Origin of the sequence: Streptomyces sp. NBC_00076 (assembly GCF_045041235.1) — a bacterium.
Lineage (GTDB): Bacteria > Actinomycetota > Actinomycetes > Streptomycetales > Streptomycetaceae > Streptomyces.
Genome location: NZ_CP108242.1, coordinates 8,504,505 through 8,529,143, shown reverse-complemented (window position 1 = coordinate 8,529,143; position 24,639 = coordinate 8,504,505). Strand labels below are relative to the sequence as shown.

Annotated in this window: 26 protein-coding genes and 3 pseudogenes; 15 read left to right on the top strand and 14 right to left on the bottom strand. The window is 67.9% G+C overall.

What is annotated here, in order from left to right:
• Positions 1–2: 2 nt before the first annotated feature.
• From OHA64_RS38285 to OHA64_RS38265, 5 genes and pseudogenes are all read right to left on the bottom strand, one after another.
• Positions 3–1,277: an aspartate aminotransferase family protein gene (locus OHA64_RS38285; protein WP_405621238.1), complete on the bottom strand. Its 1,275-nt coding sequence runs from the start codon at positions 1,275–1,277 to the stop codon at positions 3–5.
• A gap of 23 nt (positions 1,278–1,300) precedes the next feature.
• Positions 1,301–1,435: pseudogene (locus OHA64_RS38280) on the bottom strand (SDR family oxidoreductase); the annotation flags it as partial.
• 49 nt (positions 1,436–1,484) lie between these two features.
• Positions 1,485–1,843 (bottom strand): annotated as a pseudogene (locus OHA64_RS38275) (SDR family oxidoreductase).
• Positions 1,798–2,064: an SDR family NAD(P)-dependent oxidoreductase gene (locus OHA64_RS38270; RefSeq protein WP_405621236.1), complete on the bottom strand. Its 267-nt coding sequence runs from the start codon at positions 2,062–2,064 to the stop codon at positions 1,798–1,800. The pseudogene OHA64_RS38275 and the gene OHA64_RS38270 overlap by 46 nt, the downstream one beginning before the upstream one ends.
• Entirely contained in the window at positions 2,061–3,371 is a 1,311-nt protein-coding gene (locus OHA64_RS38265; RefSeq protein WP_405621234.1) for an amino acid permease, read from the bottom strand. Before OHA64_RS38265 ends, OHA64_RS38270 begins: the two co-directional genes overlap by 4 nt.
• 344 nt (positions 3,372–3,715) lie before the next feature.
• Here OHA64_RS38265 and OHA64_RS38260 point away from each other — a divergent pair, with 344 nt between their 5' ends.
• The 7 genes and pseudogenes from OHA64_RS38260 to OHA64_RS38230 all read left to right on the top strand — a co-directional run bounded on the left by OHA64_RS38260 (position 3,716) and on the right by OHA64_RS38230 (position 9,208).
• On the top strand, positions 3,716–4,393 hold the full coding sequence (locus tag OHA64_RS38260) for a GntR family transcriptional regulator (protein WP_405621232.1): 678 nt from the start codon (positions 3,716–3,718) through the stop codon (positions 4,391–4,393).
• Positions 4,394–4,468: 75 nt separating this feature from the next.
• Positions 4,469–4,720: pseudogene (locus tag OHA64_RS38255) on the top strand (ABC transporter permease); the annotation flags it as partial.
• 11 nt (positions 4,721–4,731) lie between these two features.
• The gene (locus OHA64_RS38250) at positions 4,732–6,006 is read left to right on the top strand and encodes an MDR family MFS transporter (RefSeq protein ID WP_405621230.1); all 1,275 of its coding nucleotides are present in this window, start codon (positions 4,732–4,734) and stop codon (positions 6,004–6,006) included.
• Between the two features lie 162 nt (positions 6,007–6,168).
• Positions 6,169–7,257: a homoserine dehydrogenase gene (locus OHA64_RS38245; protein WP_405621228.1), complete on the top strand. Its 1,089-nt coding sequence runs from the start codon at positions 6,169–6,171 to the stop codon at positions 7,255–7,257.
• Positions 7,250–8,680 (top strand): aldehyde dehydrogenase family protein, encoded by a 1,431-nt coding sequence (locus OHA64_RS38240; protein WP_405621226.1) that lies wholly within the window; start codon positions 7,250–7,252, stop codon positions 8,678–8,680. Before OHA64_RS38245 ends, OHA64_RS38240 begins: the two co-directional genes overlap by 8 nt.
• Positions 8,681–8,689: 9 nt before the next feature.
• Positions 8,690–8,914 carry a hypothetical protein gene (locus OHA64_RS38235; protein ID WP_405621224.1) on the top strand — a complete coding sequence of 75 codons (225 nt, stop codon included), beginning with the start codon at positions 8,690–8,692 and terminating at the stop codon, positions 8,912–8,914.
• 78 nt (positions 8,915–8,992) lie between these two features.
• Complete coding sequence (locus OHA64_RS38230) at positions 8,993–9,208, top strand: hypothetical protein (RefSeq protein ID WP_405621222.1); 216 nt, start codon at positions 8,993–8,995, stop codon at positions 9,206–9,208.
• Positions 9,209–9,586: 378 nt separating this feature from the next.
• Here OHA64_RS38230 and solA read toward each other — a convergent pair whose 3' ends face one another.
• The 6 genes from solA to OHA64_RS38200 are packed head-to-tail and all read right to left on the bottom strand — an operon-like array spanning position 9,587 to position 13,754.
• A complete protein-coding gene (gene solA / locus OHA64_RS38225; RefSeq protein ID WP_405621220.1) occupies positions 9,587–10,732 on the bottom strand; it encodes an N-methyl-L-tryptophan oxidase in 1,146 nt (381 codons plus the stop codon).
• An 18-nt stretch (positions 10,733–10,750) separates the two neighbouring features.
• Positions 10,751–12,154, bottom strand: a complete 1,404-nt coding sequence (locus OHA64_RS38220; protein WP_405621218.1) for an NAD(P)/FAD-dependent oxidoreductase — start codon at positions 12,152–12,154, stop codon at positions 10,751–10,753.
• The gene (locus OHA64_RS38215) at positions 12,151–12,321 is read right to left on the bottom strand and encodes an SDR family oxidoreductase (RefSeq protein WP_405624284.1); all 171 of its coding nucleotides are present in this window, start codon (positions 12,319–12,321) and stop codon (positions 12,151–12,153) included. Before OHA64_RS38215 ends, OHA64_RS38220 begins: the two co-directional genes overlap by 4 nt.
• Positions 12,322–12,378: 57 nt before the next feature.
• Positions 12,379–12,525, bottom strand: a complete 147-nt coding sequence (locus tag OHA64_RS38210) for an SDR family oxidoreductase (RefSeq protein ID WP_405621216.1) — start codon at positions 12,523–12,525, stop codon at positions 12,379–12,381.
• A gap of 13 nt (positions 12,526–12,538) precedes the next feature.
• The gene (locus tag OHA64_RS38205; protein ID WP_405621214.1) at positions 12,539–13,024 is read right to left on the bottom strand and encodes a RidA family protein; all 486 of its coding nucleotides are present in this window, start codon (positions 13,022–13,024) and stop codon (positions 12,539–12,541) included.
• Positions 13,025–13,073: 49 nt separating this feature from the next.
• Positions 13,074–13,754, bottom strand: coding sequence for a haloacid dehalogenase type II (locus OHA64_RS38200; protein WP_405621212.1), 681 nt, complete (start codon positions 13,752–13,754; stop codon positions 13,074–13,076).
• An 874-nt stretch (positions 13,755–14,628) separates the two neighbouring features.
• Here OHA64_RS38200 and OHA64_RS38195 point away from each other — a divergent pair.
• Entirely contained in the window at positions 14,629–15,315 is a 687-nt protein-coding gene (locus OHA64_RS38195; RefSeq protein WP_405621210.1) for a GntR family transcriptional regulator, read from the top strand.
• 1,200 nt (positions 15,316–16,515) lie between these two features.
• Here the strand turns inward: OHA64_RS38195 and OHA64_RS38190 are convergent.
• Positions 16,516–16,704, bottom strand: a complete 189-nt coding sequence (locus OHA64_RS38190) for a hypothetical protein (RefSeq protein ID WP_405621209.1) — start codon at positions 16,702–16,704, stop codon at positions 16,516–16,518.
• Between the two features lie 5 nt (positions 16,705–16,709).
• On the bottom strand, positions 16,710–17,009 hold the full coding sequence (locus tag OHA64_RS38185; RefSeq protein ID WP_405621207.1) for a hypothetical protein: 300 nt from the start codon (positions 17,007–17,009) through the stop codon (positions 16,710–16,712).
• A 65-nt stretch (positions 17,010–17,074) separates the two neighbouring features.
• On the opposite strand from OHA64_RS38185, the gene OHA64_RS38180 reads away from it, so the two are divergent.
• The 6 genes from OHA64_RS38180 (at position 17,075) to OHA64_RS38155 (ending at position 22,723) form a co-directional block, all read left to right on the top strand.
• Positions 17,075–17,560: a RidA family protein gene (locus OHA64_RS38180; RefSeq protein ID WP_405621205.1), complete on the top strand. Its 486-nt coding sequence runs from the start codon at positions 17,075–17,077 to the stop codon at positions 17,558–17,560.
• A gap of 122 nt (positions 17,561–17,682) precedes the next feature.
• Positions 17,683–18,789 carry an alanine racemase gene (locus OHA64_RS38175; RefSeq protein ID WP_405621203.1) on the top strand — a complete coding sequence of 369 codons (1,107 nt, stop codon included), beginning with the start codon at positions 17,683–17,685 and terminating at the stop codon, positions 18,787–18,789.
• A gap of 97 nt (positions 18,790–18,886) precedes the next feature.
• Positions 18,887–19,594, top strand: a complete 708-nt coding sequence (locus tag OHA64_RS38170; RefSeq protein ID WP_405621201.1) for an SDR family NAD(P)-dependent oxidoreductase — start codon at positions 18,887–18,889, stop codon at positions 19,592–19,594.
• A 447-nt stretch (positions 19,595–20,041) separates the two neighbouring features.
• Entirely contained in the window at positions 20,042–20,998 is a 957-nt protein-coding gene (locus tag OHA64_RS38165) for an ABC transporter substrate-binding protein (RefSeq protein WP_405621199.1), read from the top strand.
• Positions 20,999–21,041: 43 nt separating this feature from the next.
• Entirely contained in the window at positions 21,042–21,959 is a 918-nt protein-coding gene (locus tag OHA64_RS38160) for an amino acid ABC transporter permease (RefSeq protein WP_405621197.1), read from the top strand.
• Positions 21,956–22,723 (top strand): amino acid ABC transporter ATP-binding protein, encoded by a 768-nt coding sequence (locus OHA64_RS38155; RefSeq protein WP_405621195.1) that lies wholly within the window; start codon positions 21,956–21,958, stop codon positions 22,721–22,723. Before OHA64_RS38160 ends, OHA64_RS38155 begins: the two co-directional genes overlap by 4 nt.
• On the opposite strand, the gene OHA64_RS38150 is transcribed toward OHA64_RS38155, so the two are convergent.
• Positions 22,720–23,079 carry a hypothetical protein gene (locus tag OHA64_RS38150; RefSeq protein ID WP_405621193.1) on the bottom strand — a complete coding sequence of 120 codons (360 nt, stop codon included), beginning with the start codon at positions 23,077–23,079 and terminating at the stop codon, positions 22,720–22,722. The genes OHA64_RS38155 and OHA64_RS38150 overlap by 4 nt on opposite strands.
• Here OHA64_RS38150 and OHA64_RS38145 point away from each other — a divergent pair.
• A complete protein-coding gene (locus tag OHA64_RS38145; protein WP_405621191.1) occupies positions 23,069–24,553 on the top strand; it encodes an NAD-dependent succinate-semialdehyde dehydrogenase in 1,485 nt (494 codons plus the stop codon). The genes OHA64_RS38150 and OHA64_RS38145 overlap by 11 nt on opposite strands.
• The last annotated feature ends 86 nt before the right edge of the window (positions 24,554–24,639 follow it).

Sequence of the window (24,639 nt, the reverse complement as noted above, 5' to 3'; positions counted from 1 at the left end):
GGTCACTTGGCTTCCTGGGCGGAGAGGACGGTGTCGATGGCGGCCACAAGCTGCCGGATCTCGTCGTCGGTGGTGATGAACGGCGGGCTGATCTGCACGGTGTTGCCGCGCAGCGGTCGGGTGATGAAACCGTGCTCGACCAGTTCGTCGGTGACCGCTTCGGCGCTGATGTCGTCTGTGAGCGTGATGCCGCCCAGGAAACCTGCCACACGTGTCTCCACCACGGCTGCCCTGGCCGTGAGGCCGTGCAGTTCGCGGGCGAGCAGTTGCTCCAGTTCGGTCACTCGGGGCAGCAGCTTGTCCTCTTCGAGGAGGTCGAGGTTGCGCAGGGCGACGGCGCAGGCGGTGGCGTGCCCGGCGTAGGTGGCGCCGTGGCGGAAGACGGGGGTGTCGGAGGAGTCGCGGTAGAACGGCCGCCAGATGTGGGGTGCGACGAGCACGCCGCCCAGCGGGGCGTATCCGGAGGTGACGCCCTTGGCGAAGGTGATCAGGTCGGGCCGCAGGTCGTACCGCTGGGAGGCGAACATGTGGCCCGTACGTCCGAACCCGGTGATGACCTCGTCGACGATCAGGAGGATGTCGTTCTCCCGGCAGATGCGCTGCACCCCCTCCAGGTAGCCGGGGGCGGGCGGGTTGACGCCGCCGGTGCCCTGGATGGGCTCGGTCACGATCGCCGCGATGTTCTCCGGGCCGATGTCACGCACCGTGCGCTCGACCGCCTGGATGTCGTGGGGCGAGACGCGCGCGGTCTCGGGCACCAGGGACTCGGTGCCATAGCCGACGCGGTTGAAGTCGAGGCCGGCGATGCTTGTTCCGTAGGCATGCAGGCCGTGGTAGGCGAACTCGCGGCTGAGTATCACCGACTTGCCGGTGCGTCCCTCGCGCTGCCAGTGGCGGCGGGCGAGCTTGCAGGCGACGTCGATGGCATCGGAGCCGCCGCTGTTGAGGATGACCTTGGGGTCGTCGATGGGCGAGAGCCGGGCCAGGCGCTCGGCGAGTTCGACGGCTCGGTCGTTCAGGTAGCGGCCGAAGATGTGGTACGTCTCCAGGCGCCGCATCTGCTCGTAGGCGGCCTGGGCGAGTTCGGGGCGGGCGTGGCCGACGTTCGCGTGCCACAGACCGGCGGTGCCGTCGAACAGACGGCGGCCGTCCGTGGTGAACACGTAGCTTCCTTCGGCGCGGTCGACGGTCAACTGGCGTCCCAGGACGGACGGGAGGTGGGCCTGGGCGCTCCAGAGAGCAGGACCGGTCAGGACGGGCGGGTTCTCGTGGGACATGACTTTCCCCTGGGGTGTGCGGGTTATTGGGCGGTGCAGCCGCCGTCGACGGGAAGGGTGATGCCGGTGATGTAGCCGGCGTTGGGCGAGGCCAGGAACGCGATGGCGTGTGCGATGTCCTGCGGGGTGGCCGGCCGGCCGAGCGGAATACTGTCCGCCCACTTGGCGGGCGGCGGCTTCCGGGTTCTTGTGGGAGCTGAGCCAGGCCTAGTAGAGCGGGGTGCGGGTCATGCCGGGCGCTACGGCGTTGACGCGGATGTCGTACGGCGCGAGTTCCACCGCGGCCGCTGCCGTCAGGGCCCTCATCGCGCCCTTGCTGGCGCTGTAGACGCCCATCGTGGGGACGCCGACCGTGGCCAGCCGGGAGGTGACGTGATGATGCTGCCGCCCGACTGCCGCATGGCGCGCCCTGCCGCCTGGAGGACGGCAATCGCGGCGAAGGTGTTGATCTCGAGGGTGTCGCGGATCTCGGCGGCCGGGACGTGCAGCAGTTCTCCGGTGTGATCGGCTGCCACGTTGTTCACCACCACGTCCACCCTGCCGAACCGGTCGACGGCGCCTTCCAGGAGGCGGTCGGGTTCGCCGTCCCGGGTGAGATCGGTCGGGACGAAGCAGGCGTTGTCCCGGCCGGTTCACACGCCAGGGCCTCACCTCGTTCTCCGCAACGGCCGCTGAGGAGCACGGCGTGTCCGTCATGGCGGAGTCGCCGGGCGGCTTCGGTGCCTATCCCGGAGGTGGCTCCCGTGACGAGAGCGACCCGGGACGGCGTCTGTACCTGGCTCGTCATCGACGCGCGGCGGCCTTCTGCACGTACCGCACGACCACGTACGTGGCGAGGATGACGGCCAGGCTGAGGACGCTGAGGTAGAGCTGCGAGCGGGCGTCCGGAACCAGCAGCATGGAGCCCACCACGACCAGGATGCCCGCCAGGGTGATCCAGCTCAGGTACGGATAGCCCCACATGCGGAGCTTGAGCCGCTCGGGGGCCTCGCGCTCCAGCCGGCGCCGCATGCGCAGCTGTGATCCGGCGATGATCGCGTAGACGAACAGCCCCACGGCCCCGGCGGAGTTGATGATGAAGTCGAAGACGGTGTCGGGGGCGACGTAGCTCATGACGACGGTGACATAACCGGCGGACGTGCAGGCCAGAATGGCCTTCCAGGGCGTTCCCTTCCGGTTGCGGTCGGCGACCCATCTCGGCGCCCAGTTGTGGCGCTGGAGTGCGAACAACATCCTCGAGGCGGTGTACAGGCCGGAGTTGAGGACCGACAGCACGGAGGTGAGGACGACGACGCTGATGATGGTGCTCGCTGCGGGAATGCCCATCTTGCCGAAGGCGGCCGCATACGGGCTGGTCTGGGTCGGGATCTGCTGCCACGGGGTGATCATCACCAGCAGGGTCACCGAGCCGACGTAGAAGATGATCACCCGCCAGACCGTCGAGGAGGTCGCCTTGACCACCGACTTCACCGGGTCAGCGGACTCCGCCGCGGCGATGGTCACGATCTCAGTTCCGACGTAGGCGAAGATCACCATCACGATGCCGTGCAGGATCGCCGACAGGCCGTGCGGTGCGAAGCCGCCGTGGGTGACGTTGCCGACCGACAGTGTCGACCCCGGCCAGACTCCCAGGGCGAAGAGGGTGCCGGCGAGGAGGAAGACGACGATCGTGACGATCTTGACCGACGCCAACCAGAACTCGGTCTCGCCGAACGAGCGGGTGGACACGAGGTTCGAGGCGGTGAGAAGGGTCATCAGGACCAGGGAGAAGACCCACTGGGGTACGCCTGGGATCCACAGCATGAGCAGTTTCGCGCCGGCCACCGCCTCGAACGCCACGACGCCCACCCAGAAGTACCAGTACAGCCAGCCGATGGTGTAGCCGGCCCAGCCGCCGAGCGAGGAACGGGCGTACTCCATGAACGACCCGAGAGTGGGAGAGGCAGTGGCCATCTCCCCCAGCATCCGCATGACGAGGATGACCAGGAGGCCGCCGAGGGCGTAGGAGAGGATGCTCGCCGGACCCGCGGTGTGGATGACCGCTCCACTGCCGACGAAGAGGCTCGCGCCGACGATGCCGCCGAGCGCGATCATTCGGACGTGCCTTTGTCTGAGCGGTCCTGGCGCGTCCGTCTGGAGGCGCTCTGCGGTGACTTCGGGGGTTGTCTGCACTGTTCTGAGCCTTTCTGCGGCGTCATTGCCGGGGTCGCGCATGCGGCAACGGGGGCCGTGTGCGCGTCAGGCGGTCTGCGGGTCGGAAGAGACGTGGACGCCTGGCATCGCGGTGGTTGGGCGGGGGACAGGACCTGCGGCGTCGGACGACGGAGCGGAGACGCTGCCCCAGGGGAAAGTCGAGCTGTGCGACCGCCGATCGATGTGAAACTGTAGAACAGTTCTACTGTTGAGCGCTAGGGGCCCCGACTCGGTACGATGACGCCATGACGGCACTCGACGGGTTGGTGGCCCGCAGGACGACGACCGCACAGCAGATCGCGGACGGCCTTTCGCAGCGGATTCTCGCGGGGGCCTTCCGCCCCGGTGAGCGCCTGCGCGAGAGTGCGATCGCCGCCGAACTCGGCATCGCGCGCAATACGGTCCGCGAGGCGGTCCGTCTGCTCGAGCACGGCGGTCTGGTCCGGTTCGAGGTGAACCGCGGGGCCGTGATCATCTCTCCGACACACGAGACGGTCGCAGAGCTCTACACCGCCCGTCGGCACTTGGAGACGGCCGCACTGGCGGCGCCTCTCTCCGCTGAGCAACTCGCGGTCGTGGAGGAGGCCTACTCCCGCCTCGAGACGGTGACCACTTCACACGAGCGTGCCGACATCGTGGCCGCGGACCTGGCCTTTCACGCGGCGATCGTGGCAGCCCTCGGCAGTAGCCGCATCGACGCGTTCCATGCGGGACTGACCCGGGAACTACGCTTCTACCTCATGGCCTTGTCCGCCCACGAGCGGGAGTACGAGAACCCGCGCAAGGTGGTCAGCGAGCACGAGCCGCTCATGGAAGCGATCCGGGCAGGCGACGCCCGGCGCGCACAGCGCGAGGCGAGCCAACACATCGAGACGAACGCCGAGCGAGTGCAGCGCATCCTGGCTGCGCACAACGACGGTTGACGCCCGCGCCCGCGCAGGACGGAGACCGAACCGTCCTGCAGGGAAACGCTTCCGCATCGCGAACCCGTCGGCGAACCCGAATGGGGCCTGCTGCTCGCCGAGAACCAGCCGTATGCCGAACGCGCCCCCTTGGCCATCCTCGCCCCGGCCGCCGTCCTGGCCCTGCTCGGAGCGCTCGCGGTCACCGCGGCCGGTGGAGTACGTATCCCCTGGCTGAGGCGGCGCGCATCTTCCCACACGGCAGCCAGCACGGACCGTCCCTGCGGGACGGCGCAGACGGTGCCGGAGCCACCTCGTACGCCCGTACTCACACCACCCATCAAGTGATGGACACGTCCATGACCGATCTCATCTCCCGCGTCTTCCTGACCCGCCGAACCGTCCGGTCCGCGAAGCCTTGCCGCGAGCGGATCTGGAAGCACCTGTCTCCGCTCCTGCGGCTGCTGATCCTGACCCAACTCACCTTCAACATCGGCTTCTACGCCGTCCTGCCGTTCCTGGCCGAGCACCTCGGCACCGCGCTCGGCATGGCGGGGTGGATGGTCGGCCTCGTCCTGGGCCTGCGGACCTTCAGCCAGCAGGGCCTCTTCGTGTTCGGCGGCGCACTTGTCGACCGCTACGGCGTCCGCCCGATCGTGCTGACCGGCTGCGTGCTGCGGGTTGCAGGGTTCGCCTGGCTGGGGTACGCGGAGCAGACCTTGACGGTGATCGGCGCGGTGCTCCTCATCGGCTTCGCCGCCGCGCTGTTCTCCCCGGCGGTGGAGTCCGAAGTGGCCCGGCAGGCAGTGATCTGGGAGGAGGAGGGCCACGGTTCACGTACTCGGGTGCTGGCCCTGCTGAGCGCGGCCGGACAGGCCGGTGCCTTCGTCGGCCCGCTGCTCGGCGGCCTGCTGCTCGCCGTGGACTTCCGCACCGCCTGCCTCGCCGGGGCCGCCGTATTCGTCCTCGTCCTGGCCGGACATCTCCGGCTGATGCCGCAGCACATCCCCGGCAGAGTGCGCACCCGGCAGCGGGGCGGCACGCGCGCACTGCTGCGCAACCGCCGCTTCCTCGCCCTGTGCTGCGCGTACGGCACCTACCTGCTCGCCTACAACCAGCTCTACCTCGCCCTGCCGGAGGAGGTCCAGCGCGCGACCGGCTCCCAGGCAGCCCTGTCGTGGTTGTTCGCCCTGTCCTCCCTGCTGGTCGTCTGCGCCCAACTGCCCATCACGCGCTGGGCAGGTGACCGGCTCGGCCTACGCCGCTCAATGATCGCCGGGCTGCTGCTCATCGCGGCCGGTTTCGGGGTCGTGGCCGCCTCGCGGCCCGCCGGCTGGACGGGTGTGGCAGGGTTGTTGCCCGCCGCCGGGTACGTCGTCCTGCTCACCCTCGGCCAGATGCTGGTCGTCCCCGCCGCCCGCGCCTGGGTGCCCGACCTCGCCGAGGACGGCCGCATCGGCCTCTACACCGGCGCGTTGTCCTCCGTGTCCGGCCTGATCGTCCTCATCGGCAGCTCGGCCACCGGCTCCCTGCTCGACCTGGGCCTCCCGGCCGCCGTGCCGTGGCTTCTCCTCGCCGCCGTACCGGCACTTGCGGTGGGTCTGCTGCCACGCCGCGGTCCTGCTTCGCCCTGAGGCCCCCGATGGGGTTGGCGGCGGTGAGGTGGGCGATTCGACATGGGACACAGCAGATCGGCATGCATCGTGGCCGTTGTGACATGGAGCAGGTGACAGGCCGGGCGGCGAGGCTCTGAGCAGCCGCACCGTCAAGGCGGCGGACTGCGAAGGAGCGATCTCATGGGCCGATACGATCTCGCCCTCATCGGATTCGGCGGCGTCAACCGCGCGCTCGCCGAGCTCATATCCCAGAGCGGGCAGCGCCTGACCAAAGAGCTGGGCTTCGCCCTGCGGGTGGTGGCAGTCACCGATCTGCGGGCCGGTTCCCTGGTGGACACCGACGGCATCGATCTGACGCCGCTGCTGGCCACCGAGCCAGGGGAGCTGAGCTTCGCGGGCCTGTCGGGCGGCAGCGCGGATCCGCGCAACGAGTGGGTGATCAGCGAGGTGCCGGCCGACATCGTCGTGGAGGCGACGTTCACCAACCCCACCGACGGCGAGCCCGCCCTCTCCCATGTGCGCTGGGCCCTGGAATCGGGCAAGCACGTGTGCACCACCAACAAGGGACCGGTCGCACTCGCCGGCCGCGCACTGAAGCAGCTCGCTGCCGCGCGCGGTGTCGGCTTCGAATTCGAGGGCTCGGTACTCAGCGGCACCCCCATCCTGCGCACCGCCGAGCGCATGTTCGGCGGACTTCAGATCACCGGCGTCCAGGGCATCATGAACGGCACCTCGAACTACATCCTGGGCCGCCTCGAAGAGGGCATCGAGCTTTCGGCGGCCATCACGGAAGCACAGGACCTCGGATACGCCGAAGCCGATCCCACCGCGGACATCGAGGGCCACGACGTCCAGCTCAAGGTCATGATTTTGGCCAACGAGGTCCTCGGCGCCGACCTGCGCCGCGAGGACGTCTTCTGCGAGGGCATCTCCGCGATCACTCCCGACGAGGTGCGGGACGCCGCCTCGAAGGGGCTGCGCTGGAAGCTGGTCGGCTCCGCCACACGCCACGAGGACGGCAGCGTCGATGCCCGCGTCGCCCCGCTCGCCCTGCCCGCCCGGCACCCGCTCGCCGGGATCTCCGGCCCCGCCAACGCGGTCGCCTTCCACACCGACCTCCTCGGCACCGTCACGGTCTGCGGGCCGGGCGCCGGCCGCATCGAGACCGCCTACGCCCTGCTGTCGGACATCATCGCCATCCACCAGCGCCACGCGGACGACGACACCGCCCCCACGCGCCCCGTTCTCCAGGAGACTCAGCGTGTCTGACACCGTCGTGCCACCCAGACTCGAACTCGGCACCGACACGGCGCCCGTGCACAACCCCTACACCGGCGAGGTCATCGCCTCGGTGCCCACCGTCGACGCAGACGCCGTCGGCGGCATCCTGCAGCAGGCCAGGTGCGGTCGCCGCACCGCGGCCGCGCTGTCCCGCGCATCAAAGGCCGCAGTCCTGGAACGCACCGCCCGTCTGATCGAGCGGCGCGCCGAGTCCTTCGCTCAGCTGATCGTCAGCGAGGCCGGCAAGACCATCACCCAGGCCCGCAAGGAAGTGGGCCGCGCGGTCAACACCCTGTCCCTGTCCGCGGCCGAGGCACGGCGCAACGCCGGCGAGGTCATCCCCTTCGACTCCCATGAGGGCTCGGAGAAACGGCAGGGCTGGTTCACCCGCGAACCGCTGGGCATCATCGCCGCCATCACCCCGTTCAATGACCCCCTCAACCTGGTCGCCCACAAGCTCGGCCCGGCCATCGCCGGCGGCAACGCGGTCATCCTCAAACCGTCCGCGCTGACGCCGCTGTCCGCGCTGCGCCTGGTCGACACCCTCATCGAGGCCGGCCTGCCCGAGGAGATCGTCACCGTCGTCAACGGCAATGCCGACATCGCCGCCGTGATCGTGGCCGCCCCCGACGTGCGCATGGTGTCCTTCACCGGCGGATTCGCCACCGGCGACGCCATCTCCCGCACCGCCGGCCTGAAGAAGCTCGCCATGGACCTGGGCGGCAACGCCCCGGTCATCGTCATGGACGACGCCGACCTGGACGAGGCCGTGGCCTCATGTGTTTCCGGCGCGTTCTGGGCCGCCGGCCAGAACTGCATCGGCACCCAGCGGATCCTGATCGCCCGCGAGGTCTACGAGCGCTTCCGCGACGCCTTCGTCGCCCGCACCGAGCTGCTGCGCGTCGGCGACCCGCTCGACGAGCGCACCGACGTCGGCCCCATGATCACCCCGGAAGCCGCGGCCGCCGCCCGGGCCAAGGTCGACACGGCGGTGGCCGAGGGCGCGGTGCTGCTGTGCGGCAACGCCGCCACCGGCGCCCTGTACACGCCGACCGTCCTGGAAGAGGTCCCGGCGAACTGCTCGCTGTGGCAGGAAGAGGTGTTCGCCCCGGTGGCCGTGCTGCAGCCGTTCACGTCCTTCGAGGACGCCATCGAGCAGGCCAACGCCATCGACTACAGCCTCCACGCGGGCATCTTCACCTCGCGCCTGGATCGCGCCCTGTCCGCGGCCCGGCTGCTGGAAGCAGGCGGAGTCATGATCAACGACTCGTCCGACTACCGCTTCGACGCCATGCCGTTCGGCGGATTCAAGTACGGCAGCATGGGCCGCGAGGGCGTGCGCTTCGCCTTCGAGGAGATGACCCAGCCCAAGGTCGTCTGCGTCAACCACATCAGTGACGTGGTCCAATGACCGCCTTCCGTGCCGAGCCCGAAACCCTGGGCGCTGACGGCACCGGCCGACACCTACTGGGGCATCCACACCGCCCTGGCGCCGGCCGTCCATCGAGGACCGATCCCACCACCACGCGTTCCGGGTGGATTTACGGACGAGGAGGTGTGGCGGCGCACGGCGCCCGCTGTCCATGCTGACCAGGAGCTGGGGCTGCGGGGCCTGCTGGAGAGCGCCGTCGCAAAGATTCTGTAGGGTCTGCGGGCCCACACTGCCTCGGGCATCAAGACGTGGGACCACTTCCTACGGCCGTTGTGCGACCGGCTGAGGCAGATGCAGGCGCCGACTTTGGAGGTGCTGCACGATCCGGCGGCCTCCGAGACGCTCGTGCGCGGAAGCTCCACACGCGGCGTGGTCCGGAGGATGCTGACGTGGCTGGGCCGGTTCGGCGACGTCGGATTCGAACGCGAGGCGGTGACGCACTGGGCGTACGACAACCTGCCGCGCCGGGAGGCAAGCGGCCGGGCGGCGCAGTGCAGCCGTACGTAAGGGCCATGAACCCGTTGTCGGAGAGCCTGCGTCTGCACGCGAAGGAACCGACACGGCTCCGCACATCCCACGCGTCCAGGTCCCGGTGCAGCAGCCCCGTCGTGGGCCCGGTCCCCGGATCGCCTCCACCCTGGCCGGAGTCGCCGCCGAAGCCGCCCGAACTGGCGCGGAACCTGAAACGGGACCAAACACCCACCCACGAACCCAACACTCAGTGATTCCCGTTTCCGGTCCTCCGTAAAGCGGAGTGTCTTCACTGCCGGGCAGTTCAGCAGATGACAGACGGTCGCTGCGGGACGTCAAGGGATGAGCCCCGCAAGACCGTCAGCCGAATGGTCATGCCGAGGTTACTGCGCCGAGGCGGCGGAAGTGGATGGGCTACCTGGACTTGAACCGGTCCGGACGCACGAAGTCCAGGCCTTCGATGGTCTGTTTGCCGAGCGCCTCGTGTGCGGCGATGTGGCCATAGCCGGTGGCCATTTTGAACCCTTTTCCGGAGAATCCGGTGGCGCAGTAGACCCTGCTGTTTTGATCCAGCCAGCCGAGGAGGGGGTGCCTGTCCTCGGTGAAAAGGTCGGGGAAGGCGTCGGAACGCACGATGGTGGGGGTCAGGCCGGGAAAGAATTCGGTGACGGTCTCGGTGACCTTTTCGATTTCTTGAGGGGTGAGTTCTCTGGGCACGGAGTCCGGGTCGGGGGTCGTCCTTGCGCGCCCGCCCATCGGTGCGTCCACCGATGCCTTGACCGTCACGCCATCGACGGCGGGTGCGCCGTACAGGGAGCGATCGTCGTACAGCCGGCTGAAGACGGGGAATTTCTCCGGCGAGAACTGCGTGCCGTCCTGGGCGATGAACCAGGTCAGGACGATCCGATGGGTTTCCGTGACAGCCCTGAGGTGGTCGGGCATAAGCCTTCGCGACCAGCCGCCCGAGGCGACGATGACCTTCTCGAACGTCCATGTTCTCTCGCCCGAGGTGACGACCACGCCGTCTTCGGTTTCGGTGATGCTGTCCACGGGTGTGTTCTGAAGGACTGTGGCGCCGTTGGCCTGGGCCGCCGCGACGGCGGCGCTGACGGCACGGTCGGTGCGCAGAACGCCGGCGCGGGGGTCGTAGACGGCGCAGTCGTCGGCGCGGAGGTTGTGCTGGGGGTAGCGTTCCGCCAACTCCTCCCGGCTGAGGACGCAGTGCTCGGCTCCGTTGATGCGCGTTGTCTCGAGGAGGCTGTTGATGAAGCTGCCGTTCGCCGTCCCGATGGACAGCCCCCCGGTAGGTATGAGGATCTCCTGCCCGGTTTCCGCTTCGAGCTCGGCCCAGAGGCCGCGGGAGCGTTCCATGATGGGGTAGTAGTCGGGCTTCCCGAAGTAGACCATGCGGAACAGTCGGGTGTCCCCGCCCACGGCACTGCGGCCGTGAGCGGGAGTGGCGGCCTCGAAGCCCACTACCGAGTCGGACAGCCGGGAGGCCTGCCACAGGGCCATGCTTCCGATGCTGCCCAAGCCGATGACTGCGAGTTTTGCGTCCATGAAAGCAGTTTCCTTCGTTTACTCGTGAAGTCCGGCGAGTCTGCTGCCGAATTTGGCCAGGAGTGAGGTCCTACTGGAATTCCTCCGCTCCTCCCACTGGTCGGCGATACCGAAGAGTCGGTACATGGCGTGCACGCCCAGCCAACGGATCGGCTCCGGTTCCCACTTCCGTGCCCGGTAGCCGACCCAGGGAAGGCTGGTCCGTTCGGTTTCCTTCTCGAAGGCGAGTTCCACGAGAGTTCTGCCGCCGACGTAGGCGGACGTGACGCCGTGTCCTGCGTAGCCGGTGGACGATCCGATCCCGGATGCCGGGTCCCAGTGCACGCCGCCGTTCCAGTCACGCGTGACGCCCAGGACTCCCGACCAGGCGTGGTCCACCTCGAAGGGGATGCCGGGGAAGAAGGTACTGAGCTTCTGCGAGATCAGGTCAATGGTGGACTGGGCGGTTGCACCGGCTCCCCCGGTGCCGGACCCGAAGCGGTAGGGGACACCGCGGCCCCCCATGGCGATACGGCCGTCCGAAGTCCGTTGGGCGTAGATGAAGGTGTGCGCGGAGTCGCTGAGGCACTGGAGCCCGTCCCAGCCGATCTGCTGCCATGCCTCCTCCGACAGGGGCTGAGTCACGATCAACGAGGAATTGACAGGGATCAGGGTCCGGCTGCCGAGCAGCTGTCCCGAATAGCCTTCGGTACAGATGAACGACTTGGCCGCGGTGACGCGTCCGTTGGTCAGAGTGAGGGTCTTGCCCTCGACACTGTCCACTCGGCTGCCCTCGTAGATCCTGACCCCCATGGATGTCAGGGTGTCGGCGAGGCCGTAGACGAGTTTCGCGGGGTGGAATCGCGCGCAGTGCTTGTAGAAGAGCCCGCCGTGGACGGTGGAAATGTTGATCCGGCTCCGGAACTCGTCCCGGTCGAGCATCTGGATCTCGTCTTCGGTCAGCCCGTACTTCAGGTCGGCATTACGCCTGGTGGCAAGTCGGCCCAGCCCCGCCTCCGTGTGGGCCGCGACGAGCGCGCCGCCCTTGTGCTGATCGGCGTTGATGCCTTCGGCCTGGAGGATGTCCAGGACGGAGTCGACGCCGGCGACGAATTCCTGCTGCAGTGCCCGGCTCGCTTCCAGTCCTCCCCCGGCGCGGGCGAAGGTGGCACGGTTTCCCGGGGGCATTGCCGAGAGCCAGCCCCCGTTGCGTCCTGATGCGCCGTATCCCACCTGTTCGGCGTCGAATACGGCGACCGAGAGCGACGGTTCGAGCTTCTTGGCGAAATACGCCGCCCAGAGGCCGGTGTAGCCGCCGCCGACAATGGCCACGTCGACGGAGTCCTGGCCGGTGAAGCGGGGGAACAACGGTCTCTCGTCGGCCAGTTGGGCCATCCAGAAGCCGAGCTCTCCGTTTCGGGTTGGTGCCGCAAGGGCGTTCATGTGTGTCCTTCTTCTGTGCCTGGGAACCGTGTGCGCCGGTGCTGGAAGACGGTGTAGGCGCCGTCGACGGGGAGAGTTGCCCCGGTGATGTACGAGGACTCAGACGATCCGAGGAAGAGGACGGCGTCGGCGATCTCCTCGGGGGTGGCGAGGCGTTCGAGCGGGATCTGCCCCTCACGCTGGCGGCGGGTGGCCTCGGGGTCGGACCTGCGCTGGAAGGAGGCTTAGATGAGCGGAGTCGCGGTGATGCCCGGGGCGACGACGTGGACCCGGATGTTCCGGGGAGCCCATTCGATCGCCGCGAGCGTGATGAGGCCGCCCTTCGCGGCGCAGCACAGGACTTCCTCGGGCTTGCCGACCATGCTGCTCATGATTGTTTCGCCGCTACACAGCGGTGCAGATCATCTGGAGCTCGACCGGACTGTTGAGCGGAAGCCCGGCGACACCGATCGCGGTGCGGGCGTGCCGTCCGTTCTCGCCCAGTACCTCGATGAGCAGTTCACTGGCCGCGTTGGCGACGTTCGACTGCTGACCGAAGTCCGGCGTGCTGGCCACGAAGACCAGCATCTGCACGATCCGCACCCGGTCCAGATCGCCCACCGCCTGCACAGCGGCGGCGAGCGCGTTGAGCGCGGCGTGACGCACGAGCTCCTGGGCGGTCTCCAGCTCGACATCCCGGCCGACAGTGCCCTGACCCAGCAGCTCGCCCTCTTTGAAAGGAAGTTGGCCCGAGATGTGGATGCTGGAGCCCACCGTCCGGTGGTGCCCGAAGTACGCGTTGCCGGCGAGGACGGGTAGCTTCAGTCCGAGGGGTCGGAGCCTTTCTGAAGCCGAGTCGCCCTCGACGATTCGAGGCAGGGGCAGACTCATGCCGCTACCGCCTTGCTGCGGATCACATTCTCAGTTCTCCGCTCGGTCGTCAGGGGCGCGGCAGCCCGAAGAGGACCGGAAGGTCGGCGATGTCGGTGATCCGCTCGTAGCCGAGCCAGTGCTCGTCGTGCTCGAAGCCGCGGTCCATGTACACCTTGTTCTTGATGCCCAGGTTGGCCGCGGAGCGCAGGTCATACATCGGGCTTGCGGAGACGTGCACGAGCTCGGCGGGTGTCACACCGAGCTTGTCGAACGTATACTCGAATGCGCGGAGCCGCGGCTTGTAGGCGCCCATCTCCTCGGCGCTGATGACGACCTCGAACGGGGCCTTGAGGTTCTCCGCGAGACGCACGGCGTGCGCGGTGTCGCTGTTCGTGATGATGACCAGCGGGACCGCCTCGGCCAGGCGGTTCAAGGCCTCGGTGACACCGGGGTACGGGCCCCAGGTGGGGATGCGCTCGTACACCGCCCGCGCCTCGCCCTCGCGGTACTCCAGACCGACCTTGCGTGAGGCGCGTTCCATGGAACGCGCGACGACCTGATGGAACGGCTGGTACGCGCCCGTGCACTCGTCGATCCGGTACGCCTTGCAGATCTGCAGGTAATCATCGGCGATCTCGGCCGGCAGCCGGTCGCCCAGGACCTCACGGATCGCGTCATTGATACTGAACTTGATCAGCGTTCCGTTCATGTCGAACGTCACGAACTTGGGCTTGACATCGAATCCCACGAGTCCTCCTAGTTCTTCAGCGGAGCAGCCTGAGGCGCTCTGGTCGATTGTCGACCATCTGAGGTCGATTGTCGACCAGGCGGGTATCGACTGTCAACCAACTTCATGGCCGGCCGGCGCTCCCTCGGACAGCTCCCTGCCTCTGCTCCTCGGCGCTCCTCTCGTCGGCGCCATGAGGCCCGAGGAGACTCGCTGGTGATCGTGACGAACTCCGACGAGCCCATGCAAAACCCCTCATGGAGAGCCTCCAGGCCCCGTTCGAGGTCGTGATCACCGCTGAGGAGATGGGCGTCTGCAAGCCCCGGCTGCGCGCCTTCGAATAGGCGCTGTCGAGCAGGCGGCGAGGATCGGAAACATCAGCGATCGACCAGGTGCTCGGAGTCTCACGTGAGACCTGGTCGGACCGGATGAAGAAGGCCGAACAGGCGGCGTCCGGAGGCGCCGAGGCGCTGCGTCGCACATCCTTTGCACCGCCGAGCCACGGACCGCCGCGCTTCCCTCTCTCATCGCCGCGCAGACCGGGCAGGTCACCGAACCGCGGCCCGGTCAACCACGTCGGCTCTGCCGGACACGTCCACAGCAGACCGCCTGGCCCGGTTCCGCCCCCAGTGCGGCGCCTGCATGGCCGGCTGCATCCTGCTGCAGGTCCGTCCCCAAGCACCCGCGCCGCCGGACTGGCATCGACCTGACGACAACCAAAGGGCACCACCCAAGACACCAACCGTTCACCGCGACCCCGAGCCGGCAGGGGCACGGCTGTGAACCCAGGGAGGTCCGTGCGCAGATAGCCAACTTGACGTGTAAATGCAAAACCAGCGGAGGTATAGTCGACAAACGACCAAGTGGTCGACAATGAGCAAGGGAGGGCCACGGGGTGGACCACAAGTTCGAGTGGCAGGAGCAGCGGACGACGACGCCGGACGGCGTCTACCGCACACTGCGTGCCGCCATCCTCGATGGGACCGTACCTCCTGGTGGACAGCTGCGCGAGGCGCACATCGCCAAAGATCTCGGGATCAGCCGGTCCCCGCTCCGCGAGGCGCTGACCAAGCTGGAGGAGGAAGGACTCGTCGTAAAGATCCCCTACCGCGGGGCATTCGTCGTAGAGGTGAGCGCTCGAGAGGTCGCCGAGATCGACTCGGTCCGGCTACGTGTCGAACCGTACGCCGCCGAGCTCTCGGCCGAAGCACTGCGCGGTCCTGAGCGGCCGCAATTGCTGCAAACCGTCGAGGATCTCCGCCAGGCGATGGAGAAGGACGACATCCCGGCCAGCATCGACGCGCACCTTCGCTTCCACCGGCTCTTCTACGACCTGTCGGAGCACGGCGTCCTGCAGAGTCTTTGGAACGGCTGGGAGACCAAGCTGCGCCTCCACCTCAGCGTCGATCACCGCACCTACAGCGACAACCCGCATCAATTGGTCGTCGAGCACGAGAGGTTGGCGGCGGTCGCCCTGGAAGGCGACACCGACGCGTTCCGCCAGGAACTGGCTGCCCATTTCCCCATGGGGCTGCGAGCCCACACGGGAGATCCAGGGGAAGGCAAGCCCCGGCATGTATGAGGCCATGCCGCCTGCGTGAAGTGTCCAAGCCCGCTCGCCACGGTGACGTTGTAGACCGATGCCGAGAAGTCAAGGATCAAGCCCGCAGTGTCAGCGTATTCTTGTAGTGGATCTTGAGTGAGGGTTGCCGGCCGCCTGCACGGTGGGACGGATAGGACGTAACGGGGTGTTCACGGCTGGCGGGGAAGCTGCACGGGCGGGTCCGTTCTTCCAGGAGACAGCGGGTCGCGCGGGCCTTGTGTCATGCGCGCGGCTTCTCCCGCGGCACAGTCGGCGGCGACTCCGGTGCGCTCGATGATCGAGGTGTGCGACCGCGGGCACGGCTGCGGTCAAGGGCACGCCGGGGTTCGAGATCGTGCTCGGCCGTGGCCTTCCCCCGGAAACCCTCAGCAGCTGAGTGTCGTCGGCAGGCGTGGATCTCCGGCTCCATCCGCGCGGGCCGCACGAGTGCAGGAACCGCTCCGCGCAGCGCTGGCTGGTGACCGCGTCGCGCACGGGCCTCTCCGTCGATTCAATCTTCCACTTGCGCGCCCACCGGACCGCCTTCTCCCGTGCGGCGAAGGCAACCTCATTCCAGCGGGGTGGACGCCCCTGTCTACGGCTCCTCGGCGAAGCGCCGGTATGCGGTCGGCCAGGCCGGCCCGAGCACTGGAGGCAACCGTCCGCCATGTGCAGCCAGGCGAGGCCACGAAGTGGCCCGCTCCCATCTCGCGCTAACCGGCCCATCGTCGGCCACCGCGCTGAGGACGCGTCACCTCCCTCGGCGGAATACAGAACTTCCTTGCACCGCTCAACGAGCTTCTGCCTCGTCACCCCTCTTTGCCTGGCTTGTTCCTGCTCGCGGCAGCTTCCTCAAGAGCCTCCATAACGCCCTTACCGACGATCACCTCGCCGCGTCGTGGTGAGCAGGGAAGGTCGTGGAGCCCACCTGTCCAGGGATAATTCGTGGTGTCCACGGCGGGTGACTTCGGCGATCAGGCCTTCCAGCGGCGCGGTGAAGGGATGGGCGTTCGTCCAGACCCGCAAGCACCCGCAGACGTTCGGGCAGCAGCCGCTCAGGGTAGGGGCAGTACTCGCCGATCGGCAGGAAGGGCGCGATCAACTTCGGCTGTTCGTTGGTGAGTTGGCTCCCCGCCACGGCCGCCGTTCTGCCGGATCCGCCTTCCAGTCGGATCCGGATCGGCAAGATTGATCCGGACATCACGCAGCCCCAGACGCCGACGGCGTTCTTCCTGCCGTGGAACGGGTCCAGGGCCACCCCTCGATGCCGTCGTCGAACTCATCACCATGGGCTTGCAGCCAGTCGCCGTAGGCCTTGCCGGAGCAGCCGCGCAGCAGGTCAAGCCGCGCTTGTGGCATGGGCATCTCGTCGGGCGTGAGGTCGACCATCCGTGTCAACCGCTCGAGAATCCCGCCGCCGAGCGATCGTGATGCGGACCGGCGTGCTGCATATGCGCGTCCACGCCGAACCGGATGAGAGCGGTGAGCCGGGTCGCCGCTTCCCGCGGCGTCGGGTCCAGCCGCACGTGGCGTTCCGAGGCCGCATTCGAGGTTGAAGTTTCGTATTGACAGTCCTCGACGGGCAGCCATATGGTCGACAAACGACAATAGAGTGGCGGTTTTAAGCCACCATACGGCGTTATGTCGCCGCTGTTACTCGCGAGGAGAGCCGAGTGCAGATGATCAGGATTCATGCGATGCAGGTTCTCGTGACCAACCGCGTTGGCGCGAGCCCTGCTCCGTCCGAGGAGGTGGCTCGATGAGCCGGTCCATGGCTTCGGCGGCGAACACCGACTCGGCTTCCGATCGGCTCCAGGCCCTGGGTCTGGCCCTCCCCGAGCTCCGTGACAATCCGTACTACGTGCACCACCGGAAGGAGGGCTCCAGCATCTACATTTCGGGCCAACTGCCTTATAAGGACGGTTGGCTGCTGGGCCAGGGCGTTGTCGGCCGGGATGTCGAGCTGGAGACCGCCCAGGAGCTCGTGCGTCACGCCGCGCTCAACGCGCTCGCCGCCGCTGTGCAGGCGGTGGGCGATCTGGACCGGGTGCGGATCGTGCAGATGCTGGTCTTCGTGGCCAGCACGCCGGACTTCGGTCAGCAGTCGAACGTCGCCAACGCGGCCAGTGAACTGCTCATCGAGGTACTGGGCGAGAACGGACGGCACGCCCGCACCGCGATCGGTGTCGCCGGGCTTCCGCTCAACAGTCCGGTCGAGCTCCAGATGGTCTGTACAGCTGTGTAGGGCGGGCGCGACGGCGGCATACCCAAGTGCGCGCAATACCACGGCCGCACGCGTTCGGCATCCAGGGGGAGTCAGCACCCGCGCCCCTCGTTCATTCCAGGCAGAACCACAAGGAGAGCAGTGTGAACCGGCTGCAACGAGCACTCGACGCTCTGGTCGAGCGGATCGACACCCCCGCGCCGATCGTGCTGGTCGACGTCATGCAGGGCAACATCAACCGCATTCAGAGTTTCGCCGACCAGCGCAACCTCAAGGTCAGGCCACACGTCAAGACGCACAAGTGCGTGGAGATCGGGCGACGCCAGATCGAGGCCGGGGCGGTCGGGATCACCGCGGGAAACGTCGGTGAGGCCGAGGTCTTCGCCGCGGCCGGGTTCGACGACATCTTCCTCGCCTACCCGATCTGGGCCGCGGGATCGAAGAAGCCCCGGATCCGCAGGCTCGCCGAGTCCGCCCGGCTGCGGGTCGGCGTCGACAACGTCGCGGCGATCGAGGCCCTCGCCGACGCGATGGGAGACGAACCGGACCGGCTGCAGGTCGTGATCGAGGTCGACTGCGGCGCCCGTCGTTCCGGGGCACCGCCCGAGGTCGCGGGCGATCTCGCGCTCGCCGCCCGCAAGCGCGGCCTGATGCCGGCGGGCGTCTTCACCTATCCCGGTCACGGCGGCGCCGGCCGGGACGCTCGCAAGCGCGCCGCGCAGGACCAGGAAGCCGCACTCACCACCGCGGTACGCAGCCTCGAAGGTGTCGGGGTCACCGCAGAGGTGGTCAGCGCCGGCTCCACCCCTACCCTCGAGTTCTCCACGAGCGGCGTGATCACCGAGATCCGTCCCGGCGAATACGTCTTCGGCGATCTGAACAACGCCCGGCTGGGCTCCTGCACGGAGGACCAGATCGCGCTGTTCGTCGCCGGCACCGTGGTCAGCGACTGGGTCCCGGACCAGGTCATCGTCGATGTGGGCAACAAGGCCCTCAGCCGCGAAGGCAGCCCCGAGATCGGCTACGGCGGCATCGCCGGCACGAAGGCGGTGCTATCCAAGGTCAACGAGTACCACGGGTTCCTCCCGCTGCCGGACGGCGAGTTCCGCCCCAGCGTCGGCACCGTCGTACCGGTCGTGCCGAACCACGTGTGCCCGGTCGTCCTCGGCTTCGAGGAACTGATCGTCACCGACAGCACGGGCACGTCGCTGCAGCGCTGGCCGGTCGACGCCCGCGGATTCCTCAACTGACCGGACCCAGGACAAGACCTCGTGGCCGAGCCCGCCGACCGACCTCCCCCGCAGTAAAGGAATGCCTGACATGAGACTCAACAACGTCACGGCTCTGGTGACAGGCGCCAGCAGTGGCATCGGACAGGCGGTGAGTTCCCACTTCCGCCGCGAGGGCGCGCGGCTGTTGCTCACCGGCCGCAAGGAGCGGCTCAACAGCGCTGAGCCCGACGACCTGTACATTCCCGGAGACCTCAACGACGAGGCGTTCGTCGAGAGCCTGGCCAAGCAGGCCGCGGAGTCCTTCGGCACCGTCGACGTCGTTGTCCTCAACCACGGTTTGCAGGCTGTCAGTCCGCTCACCGAGATGGCCTGCGACGACGCGAAGAACGTGCTCGAGAGCAACCTTCTCAGTGCGTTCCTGGTGATGAAGCACTTCGCGCCGCTGATGCCCGAGACAGGGGGAGCGTTCGTCTGCGTCAGTTCACGGCTGGGCATGGTCGGCATGGCAGGGCAGGTCTTGTATTCCGCTGCCAAGGGTGGCCTCATCATGCTGGCCAAGGGAGCGGCGATCGAATGGGCCCCGCGCAACATCCGTGTCAACGTCGTCGCTCCGGGTCTGACCGCCACACCGATCATCGAAGCGGCGTTCCAGCGCAGGCCCGACCCCGAGGCCTATCGACGCGAGCGCGAGAGCTCGATCCCGCTCCAACGCCTCGCCACCCCCGAAGAGATCGCCGACGCCGTGCTTTTCTTCGCATCATCGCAGTCGTCGTACGTGACCGGATCAGTCCTGACCGTCGACGGCGGGTACACCGCTTTCTGAACACCCTGCTGGGCATCACCACCAGCATTGGACTGAACGGCCTGTTCTCCGTCCCGCCCTCCACCCCCGGCGACCGCCAATTGTGGCATGACCGAACGACCACGAGTCGAGCGGATGCCCCGATCGCCGCACTCGAACTGCACCACCCACACTGCGTCCGTGCCGAGGACCGCATCCTCGCCGCCCCGGCCATGGACGCCACCGCGACGCGTCGTGCTGAGGACCGTCGCCACCCTGCTGGTCACCGCCTGCGACGGCTCCAGCTTCCCCAGCCGCTCACCTGACCTTCCAGTCGCGTCCCCCGATAACAACGGCGTCGGGGACTTCGGTCCGCCGCCCTGCACGATCCCGCCTCCGGCACCTGCGAGGCAAAGCCCCCGCACAGTCGGTCCCACGTGTCCCCGAATATCCGTCAGCGCGCTTTCCCTCTCGATAAGGAGCACAACCATGCGAGTCAACAGATATTTGAGCGTTCCGATCGTCACGACTGCCTTGGCTCTCGCGCTCACCGCGTGCGGGGCGGGTGGCACCGCGCAGAGCGTGGGGTCGAAGGGCACGGCGCAGGGCGGGGGTTCGGGTTCGTCGGGTGAGCACACCGATGACATCTCGGTCGGTGTGAAGCCGGACGCGGCGGCGGTGAAGCTGCTGCCCGCGGCGGTGAAGGCCAAGGGCACGATATCGGTGGCCATGGACCTGACCAGCCCGCCCACCACGTTCATGGCGTCGGACAACAAGACCGCGATCGGGTTCAACCCGGACTTCTCCCGGCTGATCGCGGCCAAGCTCGGCCTGAAGCTGCAGATCAACAACATCAAGTTCGACACCATCATCACCGGCCTGCAGGCCGACCGGTACGACTTCACCGCCTCCACGATGGGTGCCACCAAAGAGCGGCTGCAGGTGCTCGACATGGTCGACTACTTCAAGGCCGGCACCGGAGTGTCCGTCCCCTACGGAAATCCGCAGAACCTGAGCACCCACACGCTGTGCGGGCACCGTGTCGCTGTCCAGTCCGGCAGCACCGCGGAGCTGCAGTGGCTGCCCCTGCTGTCCAAGCAGGACTGTACGGGCAAGGGCAAGCCGGCCATCAAGGCGGTGACCCTGCCCAACGTGAACGACGCGCTGACCCAGCTGGTGTCCAAGCGGATCGACGCGGTGATGTACGACTTCACCGGGCTGCAGTGGGCGGCCACGCAGCAGCCCAAGACGTTCGAGGTACTGAAGCCCCTGGTGGCGACCAAGACCGTGACCGTCGCGCTGAAGAAGAACTCTGCGCTGACCCCCGCGGTGAAGGCCGCCATCCAGTCCATCATCGACAGCCCCCAGTACGCCCAGGCGCTGGGCCGCTGGGGTTTCAAGGGCCTCGGGATCAAGACCGCGGCCATGGCCGTCCCGCAGGACTGACATGTCGACGGAAATGATCGATACGAAGACCAGGAGCCGACCGGTGTCACCACTGCTGGCCGAAGACAAGAAGCGGATCACGCCGAAACGTCCGCGTGACTACGTCGCCTGGGCCGTCGCCATCGTCATCGTCACCGGTCTGGTGTGGACCGCGGTGACGAACGAGAACTATCGCTGGCCGGTGGTGTTCAGCTACCTCACCACTCAAACGATCCTCAATGGCCTGCTGGTCACGCTCCTCCTCACCGTGGTCAGCATGGCGCTGGCCACCTTGCTCGGGCTGCTGCTGGCCGTGATGCGCATGTCACACCAGCGCCCGATCTCCGGGCTCGCCCAGCTCTACATCACCTTCTTTCGCGGCACCCCGGTGCTCGTGCAGTTGATCTTCTGGTTCAACATCGCGGCGCTCTACCCGCACCTCTCGGTCGGCATCCCGTTCACCGACATCTCCACGCCGGTGAACGTGAACGCGATCATGACCCCCATGACCGCGGCCATCGTGGGCCTGACGCTGAACCAGGCCGCGTACATGTCCGAGATCATCCGCGGCGGATTCGCCTCGGTCAGCCGCGGACAGCACGAGGCCGCGGAGTCCTTGGGTATGTCGGGGTTCACCAAACTCCGGCACGTGATCATCCCGCAGACCATGCCGGCGGTCATCCCGGCCACCGGCAACCAGGTGATCGGCATGCTCAAGGAGACCTCGCTGGTGAGCGTGCTCGGCGTCGCCGACCTGCTGCAGAGCGCACAGGCGATCTACGCCCGCACCTACCAGACCATCCCACTGCTGATCGTGGCCAGCCTCTGGTACCTGATCATGACGCTGGTGCTGAGCGTGCCGCAGTCCATGATCGAGCGCCGTTTCTCCCGCTCGACCCGGGCACGGCTGACCCCGGCCGCCACCGCGATCGAGCCCGGGGCCGGCCAGCCAGTCCCCACCACGAGGGAGTCCCTGCTGTGAACGCCGACGGAACGATCGTCGCACGCAAGCTGTGCAAGAGCTTCGGACGTCACCAGGTCCTGCGTGACATCGACCTGACCGTCGCGGCCGGAGAGATCTCCTGCATCATCGGGCCCAGCGGATCCGGCAAATCGACACTGCTGCGCTGTATCAACGGGCTGGAGACCGCCGACCGCGGCGTCCTGAAGGTCAACGGAGAGGACTTCGGCTACGTCGAGAAGGACGACGCCTACCACGCCATCCGCCCCAAGCGGCTGGCCGAGCAGCGCGCCCGCATCGGCATGGTGTTCCAGCAGTTCAACCTGTTCCCGAACATGACCGCCGAAAGCAACGTCATGTCGGGACCGGTACTGGTGAAGAAGAAGGACCGCGCAGCCAGCCGCAAGCGGGCGCGAGAACTGCTGGCCAGCGTCGGCCTCGACGGGTGCGGCCACAAGTACCCCGCCCAGCTCTCCGGCGGCCAGCAGCAACGCGTGGCCATCGCCCGCGCCCTCGCGATGGAACCCACCATCATGCTGTTCGACGAACCCACCAGTGCCCTGGACCCGGAGCGTGTGGGCGAAGTACTCGCAGTCATGCGCGACCTCGCCGGCAACGGCATGACCATGCTGGTCGTCACCCACGAGATGGGCTTCGCCCGCGAGGTCGCCGACGAAGTGCTGTTCATGGACGACGGCATCGCGGTGGAACGCGGCGACGCCCGCGAACTACTGGCCAACCCACGCGAGAAACGAACCCAGGCATTCCTCGAAAGAGTGCTCTAGCAGCGGCACACACCTACGGCAACGGAACCGGCAACATGCCCGGCCCAGCTTTTGCTCAGGCCAGGGCCGTCGCCTTCCAAGGCATCGCTGCCGACGACCCCGATGGCCGGCCGGCTCAAGTACGTCAGGCTCACCCGCCAGCGGCCGGGCAGCCTCGAACGAAGCGGATCGGCGAGAACAAGACGCTGGTCAAGCTCCCGACCCCGCTCGGCACCGGACGCCAAGGCTCCCTGCTCACCGTCGAAAAAACCGTCGGTGTCGCCGCCGGAGGCGACGCCATCTGACCACCCGACACCCAGTTCTCCCGTGGCACACCACCCGGCCATCAGCGAAAGGGTCCCGCGCATGACGGACACGCTCACCGCTCCTTCATGGCAGTCGTCAGTCCTGGAGTCCGTCCCCAGCGGCTTCCTCGCCCACGACTGGCAACTCGCCACCGGGGGCCGCACCTTCGAGGTGCGCAACCCCGCTACCGAAGAAGTCATAGCCACCGCCGCCGACTGCGGCACACAGGACGCGTTGAGTGCACTGGACGCGGCGGCCGCGGCCGCCGACCAGTGGGCCCTCACCAGCCCGCGGGACCGCGCGACCCTCCTGCACCGGCTCACCGACGCCCTGACCGAGCACCGTGAGCGTCTGGCCCGGATCATCACCCTGGAGATCGGCAAGACGATCACAGAAGCCCGGGGCGAGGTCGACTACGCCGCAGCATATTTCCGCTGGTACGCCGAGGAGGCGGTCCGCCCGCACGCGCGCAGCACTCCCTCCCCTGACGGCAGGAGTCACATCGTCACCGTCGCCGAACCGGTCGGGCCCTGCCTGTTGATCACTCCGTGGAACGTGCCGCTGGCCATGGCCGCCCGCAAGGTCGCCGCCGCCCTGGCCGCAGGCTGCACCGCCGTGCTCAAACCGGCCGCGCTCACCCCGTTGTCGTCCCTTGTGCTGGGCGAGCTGGCGCGTGAGGCCGGCGCGCCTGAAGGCGTCCTGGCCGTGATCACCAGCAGCGACGCGGCAGGGGTCACCACCGCGCTGCTGGCGGACCCCCGGCTGCGCAAGCTGTCATTCACCGGTTCCACCCCGGTCGGCAGGCTGCTGCTTCAGCAGAGCGGTGCGCGGGTGCTGCGCACCTCGATGGAGCTGGGCGGCAACGCGCCGTTCCTGGTCTTCGACGACGCCGACCTCGACCTCGCGGTTCGCGAAGCGATGATCGCGAAGATGCGGCTGGGCGGCCAGTCCTGTGTGGGCGCCAACCGGTTCCTGGTCCAGGAGGGAATCGCCGACGCGTTCGCCGCGGCGATGGCCGAAGGGATGGCCGCTGTCCGAGTGGGCCCCCCGGACCGGGAGGACACCGGGCTTGGTCCACTGGCCGACCGCCGGGCGGTGGACAAGGTCCGCCGCCTCGTCGAGGACGCCGTGGCCCGTGGTGCCGTTGTCATCGCCGAGGCGGACATCCCTGACGGGCCGGGCTGCTACGCCGCCCCGACCGTGCTGGACCACGTCCCCGCCGACGCCGCGATCATGCACGAGGAAGTCTTCGGACCCGTCGCCGCCATCCACCGGTTCTCCACCGAGGCCGAGGCCATAGCGGCGGCCAACAACACCGAGCACGGCCTCGCGTCGTACCTGATGACCTCCCACATCGATCGCGCCCGCCGGGTCGCCGCCCGTCTGCAGGCCGGAATGGTCGGTATCAACCGCGGCCTGGTCTCCGACGTCGCGGCGCCCTTCGGCGGGATCAAGCAGTCCGGCCTGGGCCGCGAAGGCGGGCCCGAAGGCCTCCACGAGTACCAGCAGCTCAAGTACCTGTCCATGCCCGGCTTCCACACCTGAGCGAGCCGGACCCGAGCGCAGAGCTCGCCCGCGTCCTGGCCGGGCAGCGCGGCCGGGGTGACGATCCGTTCGGCACGGCCACGAGC